We start from the raw sequence: 15,260 nt of genomic DNA, 5'->3' as shown, positions 1-15,260 counted from the left end.
GAACAGCAAACATCAGAAGAAGGGTGGCTATGGATTACGAATTTAAGAAAAATATGCTGGATGGCAGTTATCACGTCGTTTTTTCGATGGGACATGAAGCGTTGGGCCGCTGGCTGATTGAAGAGGTGCAGGATGATGAGGCAAAGATTGTTCTGATCCTGAATCAACTTGGTGCATTGAAAGGCACCATGACTGAATGGCAGCTCACCGGCGAAGAAATGACTTTGAGCCTGCAGGACAACGAAGCCATTGTTCAGGCTAACTATCTGTTTTTCAGCACTGAAGATGAAATGGAAGAAGACATGAGCCACTACGATGATGAAGCGGTGTCTCTGTGTGGGTTTGAGGATCTGGAGCAGGTACTGCATGCCTGGCGTGCATTTATCAGAGGCCGCTAGGAAGATCGTCAGTACGTAATTTTCTGCCTTGCTTCTTCTTGGGGAATCAGCCGCACCATGATGGTGCGGCTTTTTTGTACAATTTTTCTGGCGCTCACTTAAGTGATTGTTTTATTGGTTATTTAAAAGTTGGCACGGAGCTTGTTTATTCATCTGTGTACTTCGTTTAGGGACGCACAGGTTAAGGAGCAGGTGAATGAAACTCATCAACGCAATTATCAAACCATTCAAGTTAGATGATGTTCGTGAAGCACTGGCAGATGTCGGTGTCGAGGGGATGACAGTTTCTGAGGTGAAAGGATTCGGCCGTCAGAAAGGTCATACCGAGCTGTATCGTGGCGCAGAGTATCAGGTTGATTTTCTGCCAAAAGTCAAACTGGAGATTGCGACGCAGGCGGAGAACCTGGAGATGATCATTGAGGCCATCACCAAGGCGGCTCATACCGGCAAAATCGGTGACGGTAAGATTTTCGTTTACGATCTGGACCACGCAGTACGTATCCGTACCGGTGAGACAGACGCAGAAGCATTATAACAACCAGATGTGATAAGAGGACTATGACCATGGAGTTATCAACAACGGTGACAGAGCTGCGATACGCACTCGACACATTCTTTTTTCTGATTTCCGGTGCGCTGGTGATGTGGATGGCGGCAGGTTTCGCCATGCTGGAAGCAGGCTTGGTGCGTTCAAAGAACACCACTGAAATTCTGACCAAAAACTTTTGTCTTTACGCAATTGCTTGCAACATGTACCTGATCATTGGTTACAACATCATGTACGTCGATAATGGTGAGGGGGGCTGGCTGCCTTCATTCGGCACCCTGTTTGGCACTCAGGCTGAAGGCGCGGATCACTCGCTGGAATCTGATTTCTTCTTTCAGGTGGTGTTCGTGGCAACCGCGATGTCTGTAGTTTCCGGCGCAGTGGCCGAGCGGATGAAATTGTGGGCTTTCCTGATTTTCTCTGTGGTTCTGACCGGTGTGATCTATCCGGTTGAAGGTTACTGGACCTGGGGTGGCGGCTTCCTGTCTGCGGCTGGTTTCAGCGACTTTGCAGGCTCAGGTATTGTCCACATGGCGGGTGCAGCAGCGGCGCTGGCTGGTGTGTTGTTGCTGGGTGCCCGAAAAGGGAAATATGGTAAGAATGGTGAAATTCTGCCGATTCCGGGTTCAAACATGCCGCTGGCAACGCTGGGTACTTTTATCCTGTGGTTTGGCTGGTTCGGCTTCAATGGCGGCTCACAGCTGATGGTATCGGACTTTGAGAATGCGACCGCGGTGGGCAAGATTTTCCTGAACACCAATGCTGCAGCGGCTGCCGGTGCACTGGCATCACTGGCTGTGTGTAAAACGACCTGGGGTAAAGCGGATCTGACCATGATTCTGAATGGTGCTCTGGCGGGTCTGGTTGCGATTACGGCGGATCCACTGTCGCCATCGCCCATGTCAGCTGTGATCATCGGTGTGATTGCCGGTGCGGTTGTGGTCTTCAGCATCATTGGTCTGGATAAGCTGAAAATTGATGACCCGGTCGGCGCGATTTCTGTCCATGGCGTGTGCGGTTTCTTTGGCCTGATGGTTGTTCCGTTCAGTAACGGTGATGCGAGCTTTGGTGCTCAGTTGCTGGGTGCTGCGGTTATCTTTGCCTGGGTCTTTGGGGCAAGCCTGGCGGTCTGGGGTATTCTGAAAGTCACCATGGGCATCCGTGTGACCGAAGAAGAAGAAATGGCGGGGATGGACCTGCACGATTGCGGCATCGATGCTTACCCAGAGTTTGTCAGTGTGAAGTAATTGCTCAAACTCTGAGCTTATTCACAAAACTATTAAAAACGTTGCCTTTGTGCAGCGTTTTTTTGTGTTCATTTGTTTCAACGCATTGTCCGGTCAGGCTGCTACAGTATAATTGAGCGATACTGATAAACGTTATCATTCATTTTAGTATTAAGGAATTGCTCAATGAAAAAGCTGTTCGCCTCTGCCATGCTGCTTGGTCTGTCTGCTCCTCAAGCGGTTTACGCTGCTGAAGAAGTCAATGTTTACTCACTGCGCCAGCCTTTTCTGATTGAGCCGATGCTGAAAGAGTTTACTGATGAAACCGGCATCAAAGTTAATGTGAAGTTTGCAAAAGACGGCATTGCAGAGAAACTGGCCCAAGAAGGTGAATACAGTCCGGCGGATGTGATTCTGACCGTGGATATCAGCCGACTGGCTGAGCTGACCGACAAAGGTCTGGTCCAGCCGGTCAACAGTGACATCATTGAGCAAAACGTACCTGCGCATTACCGTGATTCAGATGACGAGTGGTTTGCACTGACCATGCGGACTCGCAGTGTGTACTCTTCAAAAGAGCGCGTGGGCCGTCTGCCAGCAAGCTTTGATTATCTGGATCTGGCCAAACCAGAGTGGAAAGGCAAAATCTGTACTCGTTCAGGTAAGCACCCGTACAACATCTCTCTGGTTTCATCCATGATTGCCCACTACGGCGAAGCAGAAACGAAAACCTGGCTGGAAGGTGTGAAAGCCAATCTGGCACGTAAGCCACAGGGCAACGATCGTGCTCAGGTGAAAGCAGTGAAAGAAGGTTTGTGTGATCTGGCTATCGGTAACAGTTACTACTTGGGCAAAATGGTCAATGATGAAAACCAGAAAGCCTGGGCTGAGGCTGTCTACATCAACTTCCCGGGCCAGCAAGCGAACGGCACCCATGTCAACATCAGTGGTATGGCGATGGCGAAGTATGCACCAAACAAAGCCAATGCGCAGAAGCTGATGGAGTTCCTGACATCTGACAAAGCCCAGCATATGTACGCTGAAGTGAACTTCGAATACCCGGTGAAACCTGGCGTTGAGCGTTCAGAGCTGGTGGCATCCTGGGGTGACTTCCGTGCCGATAAAGTATCGCTGGAAGAGATTGCCAACCATCACAGCGCTGCAACCAAGCTGCTGGATGAAGTACAGTTCGACCTGTAAGTGAAAGAAAAATAGGGGCCGTTTGGCCCCTTTTGCTCGATTGTCTGGTATCTTTGGGGGCGTTTTTTTTCGCGAACTGCCGGGAAGGCAACAGGTTGCTTCATCGGGCAACAGTGTAGGGCGTGAAAGCTCAAGGATACGAAGTTGTAGACAATGAAATACAGATTCCCGCTTTGGCTAACCACTGGCTGGGGGTTCGGCCTCTTACTCGTTTTGCCGATTCTCGCCATTTTTTATACCGCACTCGGCGCTACGGATCAGGTGTTTTCTCACCTGATGGATACCGTCATGGGGGTGTATACCCTCAATACTTTGGGCTTGGTGCTGGGAACCTCTTTTCTGGCTGCCTTATTCGGCCTGCCTTGCGCCTGGCTGATGGCGATGTGTCGCCTACCGGGTGAGAAATGGCTGCAGTGGGCCTTGGTCCTGCCATTGGCGATGCCAGGTTATATCATCGGTTACATCTATACGGACTGGTTTGATTTCGCCGGACCGGTTCAGATTTTTCTTCGCGATCTTTTCGGCTGGCAAAGTTATCAGGATTACTGGTTTCCGGATATCCGCACCCTTGGCGGTGCCTGTCTGATTCTGGCGCTGGTTCTCTATCCCTATGTATACCTGCTGGCTCGAACCGCGTTCATGGAACAGAGTGCCAGCTTATTGCAGTCTGCCCGGTTGTTGCGGTGCTCGCCTTTTGAGAGTTTTCGACGCATTTCTCTGCCGTTAGCGCGTCCTTCCATTGCGGTCGGCCTCTCGCTGGTGGCCATGGAAACGCTGGGTGACTTCGGGACCGTCAGCTATTTTGCTGTGCATTCTCTGACCACAGCGGTTTACGATACCTGGTTGGGGTATTCGAATCTGAATGCTGCCGCAAAGATTTCTGCGATGATGCTGCTGGCAATTTTTCTGCTGATCAGTGCAGAGCGATTTAGCCGCAGACGACAAAAACTCTTCCAGCAGCACCGTGAGCCGAATGAAGATCTGCGTTATCCATTATCGGGATGGAAAAAGTGGCTGGCCCTGTGCTGGTGCTGGGGGCTGATCGGATTTGCATTCGCGATGCCTCTGATGCAGCTGATGTATTACGCCTGGCATTATCTGGCGCAAAGCTGGACGACAGAATTCAGAGACTACAGCTTCAACAGTCTGATGGTTTCGTTGACCGCAGCGCTGATTGCCGTGGTTGTCGCTTTGCTGGTGAACTTTTATCACCGGCTGGATGGGCGTCGGGCCAGTCTTGCACCGATGCGCATGACGACGATGGGATATGCCGTGCCTGGTACTGTTCTGGCGATTGGTGTGATGATTCCGCTGACGTCGGCAGACCATCTGCTGAACACGATCACTCAGGCGATGGGATGGGGACGTCCCGGTCTGGTGTTCTCCGGCACGATGTTCGCCATGATTTTTGCTTTTGTGGTTCGCTTTGGCGCCGTCGCGGTGGGGAGCATTGAAAGTAGTCTGGCGAAAATTCCGCCTTCGCTGGATATGGCTGCGAAAACCATGGGTTGCGCACCGGCAGCGATGCTGCGCCGGGTGCATTTGCCATTGATTCGACGCGGCTGTCTGGTAGCGGGCTTGCTGGTCTTCATTGAATCCATGAAAGAGCTGAATGCGGCCTTGTTGCTGCGTCCGTTTAACTTTGAAACGTTGGCAACCTATGTCTTTAATTACGCCTCCGATGAGCAACTGGAACTGGCGGCACTTCCGGCAATTTTGCTGGTGCTGGTTGGTCTGGTGCCATTGGTTGTTGTGAACCGTTCACTGGAGCAATCACACTGATGAGTCATGCGTTATCTGTCCAAAAACTGACTTGCCGGTATAACGGCCAGGCGATTCTGGAAAATTTGTCTCTGGTCGCGGAAGACAATGAAATTATCTGTTTGCTCGGTGCCAGCGGCTGCGGGAAAACAACCTTGCTGAAAGCCATCGCCGGTTTGTTGCCCCAGGAACAGGGTCAGTTGCGAATCAATGGCCATACCATGGTGGATCAGGACCATTGGGTGCCACCGGAGCACCGTAACATTGGGATGATTTTTCAGGATTATGCTTTGTTCCCGCACCTGACGGTCGCTGAGAATATCGCTTTCGGCCTGCGGGACTGGGATAAGAAAAGAGCGCAGACCAAAGTGGCAGAAATGCTGGCACTCGTCCGGTTGGATGGCCTAGGACAGCGTTATCCGCACCAGCTCTCCGGTGGTCAGCAGCAGCGCGTTGCTATTGCCCGTGCCTTGGCCTGCGAGCCGGATTTGATTTTGCTGGATGAGCCTTTTTCAAACATTGATACTCAGGTTCGTCACGGACTGATTCGCGAGATCCGTCGGATATTCAAGACACAGGGAGTGACTGCGATTTTTGTCACCCACAGTCGTGAAGAAGCCTTTGCTTTTGCGGATCGACTGGCGGTTATGCATAACGGTGTGATTGAGCAGTTCGGTACAGCCGCCGAGCTTTACTATCAGCCTTGCAGCCGGTTTGTTGCAGATTTTCTCGGCACAGGCTCTTATCTGCCTGCCACCATTCATCAGGATGAGTTACACACGCCTCTGGGGACAGTAGCGATGTCGCAAGCCGTCACTTTTGGCCAAGGACATCAGGTGGAATGGTTAGTCAGGCCGCAGAATCTGAAACTCAATCCGGAAGAAGCAGGGCGGGGGGTGATTCTGGAGCAACAGTTTATGGGAGATAGTTGTCGCTATACCGTGGACTATGAGGGGCATCACCTGATCGTGAATACCCCTATGATCCTGCAGACAGGCCAGCGAGTTTCTGTTGAGCTGGATTTAATTCAGCCCGCTTTGATGGCTGAAGCCAGCTAACAAATCTCGCTGTGGCAATTACGCCTGCGGGAACATCAGGCTGATGTATGCGTCGGCCTGAGCCTGCATACTGACCTTGTTGGGTTCAATGTTGGCACGCAGATACAACACGTAACACAAACCGTGCAGCAACCAGGTCAGATCGTAAGAGGTGATCTCTGTACTCAGCTGGCCGTCGAGTTTGCCCTGTTCAAAAATGTTGGTCACTTGCTTCAGGTTCGGGCGGTTTGCATCCAGGAATTGCGGCCAGGTTTCTGTCCGAACAGAGGTACTCCATTCAAACCAGACTTTCAGCCAGTCCTGCTGGTCAATCACTGCGTCAATTAAGTGGCCGGTCATACAGCTCAGGTGGCCGTGAATGCTACTGTGTTCTTCCCCCAGACATAGATTCAAGAGTTCATTGAACTTGCGTTCAACCTGATTCAGAACTTGCTCCACAAGCGCTTCTCGGGTTGGAAAGTAATTGAAGACGGTCGCCACGGAGACATTGGCCATATCAGCAATGTCGGCATGTCCGGCACGACCAATTCCCCGGCGGGCAAATACTTCCAGCGCACACTTGAGAAGTTGTTGTTTGCGTTTCTCGGGTGAGAGACGTGTCCTCGTTTTTTTAACTATGGTGTCCATGCTACAAATTCCCTAGCCAATCGTTTTATATGCACTTTGCTTAATAACTCTACCTCAGCAGGGCCATGGGTTCAATCCTGATTTGTTCCGAGGTGCCATATGGCTCGAAGAATGGATGGATAACTTTTCTTGCGCAACGATGGTAGAATAGCTTTTTAGTGATTACCGAGAACCCATGTGCATGCCAAATGCGCGTATGGAGAAAGAAATGAAGCATACCATCGAAGTCATGATTTCTGAGCAGGATGTTCAGGCTAGGATTAAAGAGCTGGGAGAGCAAATCAGCGCCTACTACCAGGGCTCAGAAAACCTGGTTATGGTTGGCTTGCTGCGTGGCTCTTTTATCTTTATGGCCGATCTGGCCCGTGCGATTGATTTGCCGCACGAAGTGGATTTCATGACGGCTTCCAGCTATGGCAATGCAATGGAAAGCAGCCGTGATGTGCGCATCCTGAAAGATCTGGATGATGAAATTGAAGGCAAAGATGTCCTGCTGGTTGAAGATATTATCGACACCGGGAACACCCTGAACAAGGTGCGTGAAATTCTGGCCCTGCGGAATCCAAACTCGATTCGTATCTGTACGCTGCTGGACAAACCAGAGCGCCGCGAAGTGGCGGTCGATGCCGAGTGGATTGGTTTCGAAATTCCTGATGAGTTTGTGGTTGGTGTGGGGATTGACTATGCACAGAAATACCGCCATCTGCCATTTATCGGCAAAGTGATCCCGCTGGAAGGCTGAATCTGACCCGATTTCGGCAGAATAAAGAAAAGCGACCTCAGGGTTAACACCTATCACTTAAGGTGTTTTGAGCGAACTGGATAGCGAGTTTTACTGATACGAACGGTCCTTGATTTGGACCGTTTTTTTCGTTCAGGCAGTATGTAGCGCTTTACCCGCTCTCGCATCGCCCGTAGTTTTTTCGGTATCGAGCCTGGCGAGGCTATCGCACACCACATGAGTTCATCCTGAATATCTCGAAGTGCCATCATGAAACTTATCCGTAGAGGGGATACCGCTGCCTCTTTAGCAATACGACTTATCTCCAAACGAACGAGATTGTAAGCAATGAGTATCCCCCAGATTTCTTGCTCTACCCCTTCTACGGACTGACTGCGAAGGAGTAATTCATTCTCCAGCATGTCGTGTTTCATCTCTCCATAACTGCTCTCCACTTCCCACTGTTCAAAATAAACATCCAGTAAGGACTGAAGTTCATACTGGCTATCGGTCAGAGAAGTCAGTACACCTTTAATATGATTTGGTTGCTCTGGTTCAGGGTACAGAGCCAGTCTCGCCTGCCACTTTTCTGGAAGACTTGGATCTTGTTTTCGGGCATGCTGCGAGACATCCATTTCGACAATCAAATCACGTCCTTCTTCATCTAACTGCCGAATGATTTCATATTGTGTATTGGATTTTATTGGAGTCATCCAGTGACTGGAGCCATGTTGACGCTGCCAGTTAATCAATAGCTCTGCACTTAAATAGCATCGGTCAAAAATCGTGAGGGAGTTGGGCGTCGTTGACGATATGAGCTGCTTGGCGTAATTCACTTCCCCCGTTGAGCTTGGACCAAAAGCAACATCATGGAGTAAGCGACTGCGAAGGGAGCAAAGTGCACATAGTCGAACTACGGGGTATTCAGTATGACGGTTTTTACTGTGTTTCACGTACTGATAATGCTCAGCAAGCGCTGCGGTATCATGGGTTCTAAATTGAGTGCCATCGACGGAAAACAGTCTCAGGCCAAACCATTTATCTTCACTATCTTCAGCTTTTGTCCAGTGCTGAGCGGTCATTGAGAACAAGGCTTTCAACGGTTCAGCTGTTAGGCGTTTTCTGGCTTGAGGAATAGCACTGGGGGCTATGGACTCACCCAAAGCGTTAGAGAGCTTAAGGTCTAATTTGTCCAGAACATCGGTAATCGGTCTGTCTCGATACAAACCTATACCGACAAGCAACCAAACAACCAATTCAGCAGGTAACTTCCGTCGTCTCATACTGGCTTTATTGGTCTCATCCAGCGCTTGATTTATCCATTCCAATGGAAGCTCTTTTTGAAAGAGTGCAAGTGAGTCAGGTGAAGCAAAGTCATTCACATCAATCAGCCAGTGAGCCAACATAAAAAAATACCCTCAAACATAAATGCTTGAGGGTATTCTCAACCAACCACAGGATCATTCAACTGATCATTTGCTTAACTGATCGGTGTTAACCTCAGGGTCGCTTTTCTTTTGGATTACTCGCCGGCTTTCGGCAAAATCTCAGCCATGGATTCCTGATAAGCGGTTTCCAGAGAGGCTTTGCTGGTCGCAGTAACACCTAAATCACGTAATTTACCGTCGCCGATCCCGTACACCCAACCGTGAATTTTCACTTGCTGGCCACGTTCCCAGGCTTGCTGAAGAATGGTTGAGTTCCCCAGATGATAAACCTGACTCGCCACATTGATTTCACACAGCTTGTCTGCCCACGCCTCACGCGGCAGCAGGCTCAGTGCGTCACGGTGCTTCAGATACAGGTCACGGATGTGCAGCAGCCAGTTATTGATCAGGCCCAGTTGCGGATTATCAATGGAGGCCGCAACACCACCACAGCCGTAGTGACCACAGATGATGATGTGTTTCACTTTCAGGACATCGACCGCATACTGAACCACAGACAGGCAGTTCAGATCGGTGTGGATCACCTGATTTGCAACGTTCCGGTGCACAAAGAGTTCGCCGGAATCCAGCCCGGTCAGTCGTTCGGCCGGAACACGGCTGTCTGAGCAGCCAATCCACAGATACTCAGGGTGCTGTGCTTTCGCCAGATGTGAGAAAAATTCTGGGTTTTCTTCTTTGATTTTTTCCGACCAGGAAAAGTTATTTGCGAATAACTGTTTAATTTCTGCCATGACAACACCTTAGTTTGCTACATTGGGGTGTTTATCTTTGGTGTGTTCTGACGCCTTGAAAGACAGTACCAAAGATAAACAGGTCATTACTATACACCTGCAAGGCGACTTGCAAATCCGATTAGTTGATAATTTAACGATTTATAACAAATCTCAAGCGTATTGTATGAATGCATTAGAAATTACTCATTTAAATAAGGTTTATCCCAGCGTGCAGGCGCTCAAGGATATGAGCCTGACGGTGGAAGAAGGCGACTTCTTTGCCCTGCTGGGTCCCAATGGTGCCGGAAAATCCACCACGATCGGGATCATCAGCTCGCTGGTGAACAAAACTTCAGGTCAGGTGAAAGTTTTCGGGTATGACATTGATACCCATCTGGTTGAGGCAAAAAATCAGCTGGGGCTGGTGCCTCAGGAGTTTAACTTCAATCAGTTTGAAACCGTTGAGCAGATTGTCATCAATCAGGCCGGATACTATGGTGTGCCGCGCGCGCTGGCCAAAGAGCGGGCTCAAAAATACCTCACGCAGCTCGACTTGTGGCCGAAGCGGAATGAGCGTGCACGAAACCTGTCCGGCGGGATGAAGCGTCGTCTGATGATTGCCCGGGCACTGATGCATGAACCGAAGCTGCTGATTCTGGATGAACCGACAGCAGGTGTGGACATCGAACTGCGTCGCTCAATGTGGACGTTTCTGCGCGAGATTAACCGTCAGGGCGTGACCATTATCCTGACCACACACTATCTGGAAGAAGCAGAAATGTTGTGCCGGAATATCGGCATCATCAATCACGGCGAGCTCATCGAGCACACCAGCATGAAAGCGCTGCTGGCCAAGCTGGAGGTCGAGACCTTTATTCTGGATGTTGCTGTGAATGGCAATACGCCTGCACTGGAGGGGGTCGCGTGGACCATGCCGGATAACCACACACTGGAAATTGATATCCAGAAAGGCACAGGGCTGAATGCGGTCTTCGGTCAATTGACCGAGCAAGGCATAGAAGTTCGGTCGATGCGAAATAAAGCCAACCGTCTGGAAGAGTTGTTCGTGACGCTGGTGGCACAAAGCAAGGGAGGCGCGTCATCATGAGGTATCAGTACTGGATCGCTTTTCAGAGTCTGATCGCAAAAGAGGTGAACCGTTTCGCCCGGATCTGGGTGCAAACGCTGGTGCCACCAGCCATCACCATGACCCTGTATTTCATCATTTTCGGCAGCCTGATCGGTAGCCGGATTGGTGAGATGGGTGGGTTTACTTATATGGAATATATTGTCCCGGGTCTGATCATGATGTCGGTGATCACCAACTCTTATTCCAATGTGGCGTCTTCTTTCTTCAGTGCAAAGTTTCAGCATAATATTGAAGAGTTACTCGTCGCACCGGTGCCGAACTTTGTCATTATTGCCGGGTATATCGGGGGCGGGGTATTGCGAGGTCTGGGAGTTGGCGTGATCGTCACCGCAGTCTCGCTGCTGTTTGTGGATTTGCAGATTGCTCATTTTGGCGTGATTGTGGCCACGGTGATCATGACGTCGATTGTCTTTTCGCTCGGCGGCCTGATCAACGCAGTGTATGCCAAGACCTTCGATGACATCAGCATTATTCCGACTTTTGTGCTGACCCCCTGACTTATCTGGGCGGTGTATTTTATTCGCTGAGTCTGTTGCCGGAAGTCTGGCAATGGGTGTCGAAGCTGAACCCGATTGTCTACATGGTGAATGCGTTCCGCTACGGTTTCCTGGGTGTATCTGATGTTGGGATTGGCACTGCCTTCAGTGTGTTGCTGGCTTTCGTTGTGGTGCTGTACAGCATTGCGCATTACCTGATTTCGAAAGGGATCGGATTGCGTTCGTAATTGGCAGGCACATACGAAAAAGCCCCGGCATACATGGCCGGGGCTTTTGGATAAAACGCTGTCTGTCGTGATGCGTTAAGCGGACGCTGCGTCTGATGACTGGGCGAGCTCAATCACCTGATTATCAATCAGGCGGGCTTTGCCAAGGAAAGCCGACATCAGAATCACGGCCTGAGTCGTTTCTTCACTGGTCACCTGCAGCGTGCGGGCATCACGGATATAAATTTCATCCGGATCCAACCCGGCAGCACGCAACTGATCGTTGGCATCCAGAATGACTTCATCAAAGTCACGGCGGCCACCGCGGATCTGGCTGCTGATCCAACGCATGGTTTTAGCCAGCACAGGTGCGCGCTGACGTTCGTCATGGGTCAGGTAGCCGTTACGGGAGCTCATGGCCAGACCATCCATCTCACGCACGGTCGGCACCCCGATGATCTCAATCGGCATCGCCAGATCGGTGACCATCTGGCGGATCAGGGCCAGTTGCTGATAGTCTTTTTCACCAAAACAGGCCACATCCGGCTGGACGATATTGAACAGCTTGGTCACAACCGTCGAAACACCACGGAAATGGCTCGGGCGCAGTGCACCTTCCAGCATGTGAGACAGGCCGGGAACTTCAACATAGGTCTGACGATCCATCCCATTGGGGTAGACAATGTCAGGTGTTGGTGTGAATACCAGTTCAACGCCTTCACCGTTCAGTTTGGCCAGATCATCTTCCAGTGTGCGCGGATAATTGTTCAGATCATCTGCTTTATCGAACTGCATTGGATTGACAAAAATACTGACAACCACAACGTCAGCCTGTTCGCGGGCTTTACGAACCAGAGTCAGGTGCCCCTGATGCAGATTTCCCATGGTCGGAACAAAGGCAATACGGCGTCCATCGCGACGCCAGGCCCGGACTTGTTCACGGACAGGAGAAATTTCAGCAAAAGTCTGCATGGTGGGTTTTCCTTACTCAAAGGTATGCTCTGGACCCGGGAATGTTCCCGCTTCCACTTCTGTCAGATACAGAGAGACCGCTTTGCGGATGTCGCCGGTTTCAGACAGGTAGTTTTTTGAAAAGCGTGGCATATAATTGGCCGAAATGCCCAGCATGTCATGCATCACCAGAATCTGACCATCGGTCACGTTGCCGGCGCCAATCCCGATCACCGGGATATCCAATGCTTCTGTGATGCGTTTGGCCAATGAGGCTGGCACACACTCCAGTACCACGATTTGCGCCCCGGCTTTTTGTAGCGCGAGGGCATCTGCCAGCATCTGATCTGCGCGTGCCTGATCGCGCCCCTGAATTTTATAGCCACCAAAAATATTGACCGACTGTGGTGTCAGGCCAAGGTGCGCGCACACAGGCACGGAACGCTCAGTCAGGGTGCGAACGGTTTCCGCCAGCCAGGCACCGCCTTCCAGTTTGACCATATTGGCACCCGCACGCATCAGCTGTGCCGCATTTTCACAGGCTTGCTCCGGTGTGCCATAGGTCATGAAAGGCAGGTCAGCCAGCAGCAGCGCATTCGGGCTGCCCGCACGGACACTGCGGGTATGATAGGCCATGTCTTCAATGCTGACAGGCAAAGTGTCGGTCCGGCCTTGTAAGACCATTCCCAGAGAGTCGCCGACCAGTAGGACGGGAACTTCCTGTTGCTCAAAGAGTTGGGCAAAACTCGCGTCATAGGCAGTTAGTGACGCAAACTTACGACCTTCTTGCTTCCATTTCATCAGGTCGTTAATCGTTATTTTCTTCATCTTGTCTCCCTTATCCTGCGTGTGTCAGTCTTGCCACACCCGCAGGCCGTTACGGTCCACTTCAGTGAGCAGCGTTGTCAGCGCTATCCCATCCGGCAGGACGAGTTCAGGGGCAATTTCAGCCAGTGGATAAAGCACAAACTCACGGACTTTCATGCCATAGTGCGGAATCGTCAGGCGATCGCAGTGATGTTGCAGATCGCCGTAAAGCAGGATATCCAGATCCAGTGTACGCGGGCCCCAGCGTTCCGCTTTGCGGACCCTTCCATGTTCCTGCTCGATGTTTTGAGTCAGATCGAGCAGTGCCAGTGGTGCCAGTTCGGTGTCGATGGCAACCACAGCATTGATGTAATCCGGTTGATCCTGCGGACCCATGGGGGTGCTGCTGTACAGTGAAGATTCTGCAATCACCCGGACATCCGGCGACGCTTGCAGGGCAGCCATGGCCTGACGTGCCTGGCTGACCGGATCATTGAGATTACTGCCAATCGCAATAAAAACGCGTGTCATGATGCTGATTTGGCCTGAGGCTTGCGGCGTTGCGGACGGCGACGGCGGCGCTTCTGGCCGCTGCCACCCAATGCCTGAACCATTTTGGCGCGTTCAGTCCGGTCGGCAAACTGGAACTGATGCCACCAGGCAGCCAGTTCTGCGACGTCTTCCCCTTCAAACTGGCCACGCATTTCCAGAAAATCGAATGCAGCACGGAATTTCGGATGTTCCAGCATGGCAAATGCACGTTTGCCGAAGCGTCGGCTGAAGCGGTGTTGCTGTTGCCAGATCTCACGGACTGTGGTGGTCAATCGGCGTGGAATCGCCAGAGTTTTGACCTGCTCGTCCAGAATGTCGTTGGCCGCAATCATGAAGGCATCATAATCGTTCAGGCCCCCGGTGCTGGAAATTTCCTCAGCACGGATCATCACCGGATACCACAGCATTGCTGCGAACATAAAGGCTGGATTCACGCGTTTGCCGTCGGCAATTCGTTCATCGGTCGCAGCCAGAATGTGCTCGATCATCTTCTCGGTCTGACTGCTGTGATCTTCCGTGAAGTGCTCCGACAGAATCGGGAACAGCTGCTGGAACAGGTTGTATTCCCGCAGCATTTTATAGGTTTCAAGACCACAACCGGCCTGCAGCAACTTCAGACTTTCTTCGAACAGGCGCGCAGCCGGAATATCCAGCAACAGCGTTGATAACGGCTGAATCGGGGCCGCAGTTTTTGCTTCAATCTGCATGTCCAGCTTCACGGCGAAGCGAACAGCACGCAGCATCCGTACCGGATCTTCACGGTAACGGGTTTCCGGATCGCCAATCAGGCGCACCAGACGATTCTGGAGGTCATTCACGCCATTGGCATAATCGGCCACGGTGAAGTCCCGAATATTGTAATACAGGGCGTTAATTGAGAAATCGCGTCGTTCAGCATCTTCATCAATGGTGCCGTAGACGTTGTCGCGCAGCAGCATACCTTCGTGGTTTCTGGAGGCTACGGCCTGTTTGCCGGCCGGCAGTTTGGCGGTGCTGGCATCATGGTGGCCCCGGAAGGTCGCGACTTCAATCACGTCACGGCCGAACAGAATATGAGCCAGACGGAAACGGCGGCCAATCAGGCGGCAGTTGCGGAACAGCGCTTTAATTTCTTCCGGCGTTGCATTGGTTGCGATATCAAAATCTTTGGGTTCTTTGTCCAGCAGTAAATCCCGGACGCCGCCACCGACTAAATAAGCATCGAATCCGGCTTTATTGAGGCGATAGAGTACCTTCAGCGCGTTTTCGCTGATGTCTTTGCGGGAGATACCGTGCTCCTCACGTTGATAAACTTGCAAGCTTGGCTCCTCGTTACCCGAAGCATTTTGCTCTCGGGTCAATACTTTACGGCAAAAGCTGGCGACTCGACTAAAGATAACACACCTCGTAATTATGAAC

15 protein-coding genes and 1 pseudogene are annotated in these 15,260 nt (G+C 51.2%); 9 read left to right on the top strand and 7 right to left on the bottom strand.

What is annotated here, in order from left to right; genetic code table 11:
- Positions 1-29 precede the first annotated feature (29 nt).
- The 6 genes from KDD30_RS13440 to KDD30_RS13415 all read left to right on the top strand — a co-directional run bounded on the left by KDD30_RS13440 (position 30) and on the right by KDD30_RS13415 (position 6,190).
- Positions 30-398 (top strand): YacL family protein, encoded by a 369-nt coding sequence (locus KDD30_RS13440; RefSeq protein ID WP_211646299.1) that lies wholly within the window; start codon positions 30-32, stop codon positions 396-398.
- Positions 399-594: 196 nt separating this feature from the next.
- Positions 595-933: a P-II family nitrogen regulator gene (locus tag KDD30_RS13435; RefSeq protein ID WP_211646298.1), complete on the top strand. Its 339-nt coding sequence runs from the start codon at positions 595-597 to the stop codon at positions 931-933.
- A 29-nt stretch (positions 934-962) separates the two neighbouring features.
- Positions 963-2,192 carry an ammonium transporter gene (locus tag KDD30_RS13430; protein ID WP_211646297.1) on the top strand — a complete coding sequence of 410 codons (1,230 nt, stop codon included), beginning with the start codon at positions 963-965 and terminating at the stop codon, positions 2,190-2,192.
- A gap of 165 nt (positions 2,193-2,357) precedes the next feature.
- Complete coding sequence (locus KDD30_RS13425; protein ID WP_211646296.1) at positions 2,358-3,371, top strand: Fe(3+) ABC transporter substrate-binding protein; 1,014 nt, start codon at positions 2,358-2,360, stop codon at positions 3,369-3,371.
- A 153-nt stretch (positions 3,372-3,524) separates the two neighbouring features.
- Complete coding sequence (locus KDD30_RS13420) at positions 3,525-5,153, top strand: iron ABC transporter permease (protein WP_211646295.1); 1,629 nt, start codon at positions 3,525-3,527, stop codon at positions 5,151-5,153.
- Positions 5,153-6,190: an ABC transporter ATP-binding protein gene (locus KDD30_RS13415; RefSeq protein WP_211646294.1), complete on the top strand. Its 1,038-nt coding sequence runs from the start codon at positions 5,153-5,155 to the stop codon at positions 6,188-6,190. The genes KDD30_RS13420 and KDD30_RS13415 overlap by 1 nt, the downstream gene beginning before the upstream one ends.
- Positions 6,191-6,208: 18 nt before the next feature.
- Here the strand turns inward: KDD30_RS13415 and KDD30_RS13410 are convergent, their stop codons facing one another.
- A complete protein-coding gene (locus KDD30_RS13410; protein WP_211646293.1) occupies positions 6,209-6,817 on the bottom strand; it encodes a TetR/AcrR family transcriptional regulator in 609 nt (202 codons plus the stop codon).
- Positions 6,818-7,025: 208 nt separating this feature from the next.
- Between KDD30_RS13410 and hpt the strand changes: the two genes are divergently transcribed.
- Positions 7,026-7,559: a hypoxanthine phosphoribosyltransferase gene (gene hpt, locus KDD30_RS13405; protein WP_211646292.1), complete on the top strand. Its 534-nt coding sequence runs from the start codon at positions 7,026-7,028 to the stop codon at positions 7,557-7,559.
- A gap of 53 nt (positions 7,560-7,612) precedes the next feature.
- On the opposite strand, the gene KDD30_RS13400 is transcribed toward hpt, so the two are convergent.
- Both KDD30_RS13400 and can read right to left on the bottom strand, forming a co-directional pair.
- Positions 7,613-8,944, bottom strand: coding sequence for an IS4 family transposase (locus KDD30_RS13400; RefSeq protein WP_211646291.1), 1,332 nt, complete (start codon positions 8,942-8,944; stop codon positions 7,613-7,615).
- A 116-nt stretch (positions 8,945-9,060) separates the two neighbouring features.
- A complete protein-coding gene (gene can / locus KDD30_RS13395; protein ID WP_211646290.1) occupies positions 9,061-9,717 on the bottom strand; it encodes a carbonate dehydratase in 657 nt (218 codons plus the stop codon).
- Between the two features lie 166 nt (positions 9,718-9,883).
- Between can and KDD30_RS13390 the strand changes: the two genes are divergently transcribed.
- Positions 9,884-10,807 (top strand): ABC transporter ATP-binding protein, encoded by a 924-nt coding sequence (locus KDD30_RS13390; protein WP_211646289.1) that lies wholly within the window; start codon positions 9,884-9,886, stop codon positions 10,805-10,807.
- Positions 10,804-11,573, top strand: a pseudogene (locus tag KDD30_RS13385) (ABC transporter permease). The gene KDD30_RS13390 and the pseudogene KDD30_RS13385 overlap by 4 nt, the downstream one beginning before the upstream one ends.
- Positions 11,574-11,648: 75 nt before the next feature.
- Here KDD30_RS13385 and panC read toward each other — a convergent pair.
- Genes panC through pcnB form a run of 4 tightly spaced genes read right to left on the bottom strand, consistent with a single transcriptional unit; the run spans position 11,649 to position 15,202 of the window.
- Entirely contained in the window at positions 11,649-12,524 is an 876-nt protein-coding gene (panC, locus tag KDD30_RS13380; RefSeq protein WP_211646288.1) for a pantoate--beta-alanine ligase, read from the bottom strand.
- Between the two features lie 12 nt (positions 12,525-12,536).
- Entirely contained in the window at positions 12,537-13,331 is a 795-nt protein-coding gene (gene panB / locus KDD30_RS13375; protein WP_211646287.1) for a 3-methyl-2-oxobutanoate hydroxymethyltransferase, read from the bottom strand.
- A gap of 24 nt (positions 13,332-13,355) precedes the next feature.
- Positions 13,356-13,841 (bottom strand): 2-amino-4-hydroxy-6-hydroxymethyldihydropteridine diphosphokinase, encoded by a 486-nt coding sequence (gene folK / locus KDD30_RS13370; RefSeq protein ID WP_211646286.1) that lies wholly within the window; start codon positions 13,839-13,841, stop codon positions 13,356-13,358.
- Positions 13,838-15,202 carry a polynucleotide adenylyltransferase PcnB gene (gene pcnB, locus KDD30_RS13365; protein ID WP_211646285.1) on the bottom strand — a complete coding sequence of 455 codons (1,365 nt, stop codon included), beginning with the start codon at positions 15,200-15,202 and terminating at the stop codon, positions 13,838-13,840. The genes folK and pcnB overlap by 4 nt, the downstream gene beginning before the upstream one ends.
- Positions 15,203-15,260: the final 58 nt, after the last annotated feature.

Source organism: Photobacterium sp. GJ3, from assembly GCF_018199995.1.
Classification (GTDB): Bacteria; Pseudomonadota; Gammaproteobacteria; order Enterobacterales; family Vibrionaceae; genus Photobacterium.
Note: the sequence above shows the minus strand (reverse complement) of the source record. Positions and strands in the feature narration are given on the sequence as shown.